The organism is Mesorhizobium sp. M7A.F.Ca.CA.004.06.1.1 (assembly GCF_003999135.1).
Lineage (GTDB): Bacteria > Pseudomonadota > Alphaproteobacteria > Rhizobiales > Rhizobiaceae > Mesorhizobium.
In genome coordinates, this window is the sequence record NZ_RZPQ01000521.1 from 1 (window position 1) to 4,251 (window position 4,251).

4 protein-coding genes and 1 pseudogene are annotated in these 4,251 nt (G+C 63.2%); 4 read left to right on the plus strand and 1 reads right to left on the minus strand.

Annotated elements, in window-relative coordinates:
* Positions 1–797: beta-propeller fold lactonase family protein (locus EN906_RS24810; RefSeq protein WP_127375450.1), on the minus strand; the 797-nt coding region annotated here is incomplete at its 3' end.
* A 199-nt stretch (positions 798–996) separates the two neighbouring features.
* Between EN906_RS24810 and EN906_RS24815 the strand changes: the two genes are divergently transcribed.
* The 4 genes and pseudogenes from EN906_RS24815 to EN906_RS24830 all read left to right on the plus strand — a co-directional run.
* The gene (locus tag EN906_RS24815) at positions 997–1,548 is read left to right on the plus strand and encodes a MaoC family dehydratase (RefSeq protein ID WP_127270127.1); all 552 of its coding nucleotides are present in this window, start codon (positions 997–999) and stop codon (positions 1,546–1,548) included.
* A 2-nt stretch (positions 1,549–1,550) separates the two neighbouring features.
* The gene (locus EN906_RS24820; RefSeq protein ID WP_127255131.1) at positions 1,551–2,711 is read left to right on the plus strand and encodes a CaiB/BaiF CoA-transferase family protein; all 1,161 of its coding nucleotides are present in this window, start codon (positions 1,551–1,553) and stop codon (positions 2,709–2,711) included.
* Positions 2,708–3,877, plus strand: a complete 1,170-nt coding sequence (locus tag EN906_RS24825; RefSeq protein ID WP_127270129.1) for an extracellular solute-binding protein — start codon at positions 2,708–2,710, stop codon at positions 3,875–3,877. The genes EN906_RS24820 and EN906_RS24825 overlap by 4 nt, the downstream gene beginning before the upstream one ends.
* A 26-nt stretch (positions 3,878–3,903) precedes the next feature.
* Positions 3,904–4,251, plus strand: a pseudogene (locus tag EN906_RS24830) (ribose ABC transporter substrate-binding protein); the annotation flags it as partial.

The following is a 4,251-nucleotide window of genomic DNA, read 5'->3' on the forward strand; positions in this document are numbered from 1 at the left end:
GCGCAATGGTTGCTGTCGCGCGCCTCGGCCGGCACCGCGGGCTTCGCGTCGATGAGCGTGAGCTTGCCCGAGGCTTCGTCCAGCGCCATCGCCACGATGGTCGAATCCAGCTCGTTCATAACGAAGACGAAGCGTCCGTTCGGATGCAGTGCGAGGTGGCGTGGACCGGCGCCGGATGGCAAAGCGGATTCGGTTAGCTTGGCCAGATTGCCGTCGTGCCCGATCCGGTAGGACACCAGCCGGTCGATGCCGAGGTCGGCGACGATGGCTGTTCCCCCGCCGATGGTTTCGGTGACGCTGTGGGCGTGCGAGCGCTCCTGCCGTGCCGCATTCGGGCCGCTGCCGGAATGCGAGACGCTGGCCAGCGGGGCCGACAAGGCACCACTCTCCTCTAAGCCATAGACCGCCACCGCGCGATCCGGACCGCCCTCGCCCATGCCGTAATTGGCGACCAGCAGTTTTGTCCCGTCGCGGGTGATGGTGTTGTGGGCGGTGATGCTGCCCAGCGATGGCTGCTTGTTCAGATAGGTGAGCGCGCCCGAGGCACGATCGAAGCTGTAGGCGGAGACAGTTCCCTCGCGCCAGGTGAAGACTTCCGAATTGGCGTAGACGTGTGAACCGTCCGGCGTCACCGAGAAGAAGGTTGGATTGTCGACGTCATCGGCTTCAGCCAGTTTTCGGGTTTCCAGCGTTTCCTCGTCAAAGCTGTAGACGCCGAGACCGACGCCCCGAGCGCCCTGAAAATACGGCGCCTCGCGATTCAGGCTGCCGACAAAGACCAGACAATCCTTGCGCATGATTTTCCTCCCTGCCCGCCTGCGCTTCGGCGCGCGGGAGCAGCCAAAATTTCGCCTGTTCACGCTTGCAACGCAACCCCATATGTGAAAATACTATTTACAAAAGAAGATTGACGGGAGGAGACGTCTTGCATTCAGGCGCCTTGATGCGTGTTCAAATGGTTGCGCGGTCCCTTCGGCAGGACTGGCGGATTCGGTCATGAACGATTTCGCATCCACCGTCGGTGTCGCCTCGACGCATCCCAAGAACATGCCGGCGGATCATGCCGCGCTGCCGGTATGGAACGCCGAAAACTGGTTCTATGAGGATTGGCCGGTCGGGCAGAAGATCCGCTCGTTGCGACGGACCATGGCCGAAGGCGACAGCCATTTGTTCAACACGCTGGTGCTCGACATCCACCCCTATGTGCAGGACCAGATGTTTGCCGAGAGCGAAGGCATTTTCGGCAAGCGGCTGATCGCCGGCGCCTTCGTCTTCTCGGCTGGCCTGGGACTGGTCGCCACCAACTGCGTCAACGCCTTTTCCTATGGCTACGACAAGCTCCGCTTCATAAAACCCGTCTTCATTGGCGACACGATCTATTCGATCCGCTCCAATCTCGACAAGAAGCCCCGCTACCAGGAGATGGGGCTGATCCGCGCCAGCTACGAGGTGTTCAAGGGCGAAGGCGAGCTGGTTCTCTATTGCGAGCATCTGCAGACGGTGAAGTACCGCAACCCGGCCGACTTCGTCGGCAAGACGGAGAAATAACGATGCCGGCAGCAGCCGAATTGCCGCTCGCCGGTCTCGTCGTCGTCGACATGAGCCAGTTCCTGTCCGGGCCTTATTGCTCGCTGAGGCTGCTCGATCTCGGCGCGCGCGTCATCAAGATCGAGCGCCCGGATGGCGGCGACCTGTCGCGCCGGCTCTATCTCAGCGACACCGAGATCGGCGGCGATTCCACCATCTTCCATGCCATCAACCGGGCCAAGGAAAGTCTTGCCATCGACCTCAAGAACGAGGCCGACCTCGAGGCGCTGCGCGGCCTTCTGGCCAAGGCCGACGTGCTGATCCAGAATTTCCGGCCGGGCGTCATCGAACGGCTCGGCCTGGACTACGAGGCGGTCCGCAAGATCAATCCACGCCTGGTCTATGCCTCGATCAGCGGCTATGGTGAGGACGGCCCGTGGGTCAAACGCCCGGGCCAGGATCTCCTGGCGCAGGCGCGTTCCGGCGTGATGTGGTTGAACGGCGACGAGGACCAGGGGCCGGTGCCATTCGGCCTCGCCATCGGCGACATGCTGGCCGGTGCGGCCTGTGCGCAGGGCATTCTGGCCGCACTGGTGCGGCGCGGTATCACCGGTCAGGGCAGCCACATCGAAACCAGCCTGCTGGAAGCGCTTGTCGATTTCCAGTTCGAGGTGCTGACCACGCATCTCAATGACGGCCGCCGGCTGCCCAGGCGCTCCAGTTTCCGCAGTGCGCATGCCTATCTGTCGGCGCCTTACGGTGTCTATCCGGCCAAGGACGGCTACCTCGCCATCGCCATGACGCCGATCCCCAAGCTGGCCGATCTCTTGTCGCTCAGCGAACTCGCACCCTATCGCGACAAGCCGGCATCCTGGTTCACCGCGCGCGACGACATCAAGGCGATCATCGCGCAGCGGATCGCGACCAAGACCATCGATGAGTGGCTTGATATCCTCGAGCCGGCCGACATCTGGTGCGCCAAAGTGCTGACCTGGCCGGAGATGCTGGCGAGCGAAGGGTTCCAGTCGCTCGACATGCTGCAGACTGTGACGCGCGAGGACGATGTCTCGATCCTCACCACCAGTTCGCCGCTCCGGGTCGATGGCATAAGGGCCAAGGTCGATCGGGCGGCGCCCCGCATCGGCGAGCACAGTGCCGCCATCCGCGCGGAGTTCGGCCTGTGAGCGTGCCCATCCTCAAGGGCATGACCTGGAGCCATCCGCGTGGCTACGATCCGATGGTCGCCTGCTCGTCGCTATGGCAGCAGAAGACCGGCGTCGTGATCGAATGGGACAAGCGCTCGCTTCAGGACTTCGAATCCTTTCCGGTCGAGGAACTGGCGCGCGCCTATGATCTCATCGTCATCGACCATCCGCATGTCGGCCAGATCACGGCCGAAGGCTGCCTGGAGCCGCTGGATGTCGCCGGACGCGAGGCGGAACGCACGGCCCTTGCGTCGGGCAGCGTCGGCCAGTCCTATCCGAGCTACAACTGGCAAGGACGGCAATGGGCTTTCCCGATCGATGCGGCAACCCAAGTCCAGGCATGGCGGCCGGATGCGATCAGTGCGCCACCGGCGCGCTGGAGCGAGGTGCTCGATCTCGCCCGTCAAGACCGCGTGCTGCTGCCGTTGCGGCCGCCTCACGTGTTGATGGTTTTCTACACGCTTGCCGGCAATCTCGGGCATTCCTGCACGACCGATTCATCCGACGATCTGATCGATGTGGAGATCGGTAGCCAAGTCTTCGAGGCAATGCGCGAGATCACAGCGCTGGTCGATCCCGCGTGTTTCGAGATGGACCCGATTGCCGTCTCCGAACGTATGGCGGAGGCCAGTTCCAGGTTCGTTTGCGCGCCACTGATCTATGGCTACGTGTCCTATGCGACGGATGGCTTTCGAGCGAACCGGCTGGCCTTTGCCGATGTTCCGGTCATCGGTTCCGGCGGCCCGGTCGGTTCGGCGCTTGGCGGCACCGGCATAGCGGTTTCAGCCTTTTCCAGAGCCAGGGATGCCGCGATCGACTTCGCCTATTGGGTCGCGAGCGGCGATGTTCAGCGCGGCCCCTATGCCGCCGCCGGGGGCCAGCCCGGCCATGCAGCGGCCTGGGAAGATCAAGCCGTCAATGAAGCGACCGGCGACTTCTATCGGGATACGCGAGCGACGCTGGAGGGCGCATGGGTGCGGCCGCGCCATGACGGCTACATGGCGTTCCAGCAGGCGGCTTCCGAACGCATCCTTTCCGGCATGACCTCCCGGCATCAAGCCCGACAGGTCGTTGCCGATCTCAATCGCCTGTTTCGGGAGAGTTCCCCGGCGCAGGTGTCCGGCGCTGCCGGTGGAGGAGCCTGAACCAAACCGAACGGAGGAGAACAAGAATGACAGGAATGATCCGCGGCCTGCTGGCCGCAACGGCGCTTGCCTCGCTTGCAACGACCGCCTTTGCACAGGATGTGCAAGGCGTCATCGGTGGACTGCCGACCGAACTCAAGGCGCAGTATGACGGCGCGCCCCAGAAGGTGCTGCCCTCGGCCTGGGACAATTTCACCGCGCCGCCCAAGCCGTGGAAATGGTGCCACTCGGAATCATATCAGGGCAATCCGTGGCGGGTCACGGTGACCAAGGAACTGAAGCGCCTTGTCGACGGGCTAATCGCCGACGGCACCGTCTCCAGCTTCGAGGTGTCGGACTCCAACAATGACGCCAGCCAGCAGATCAACCAGATC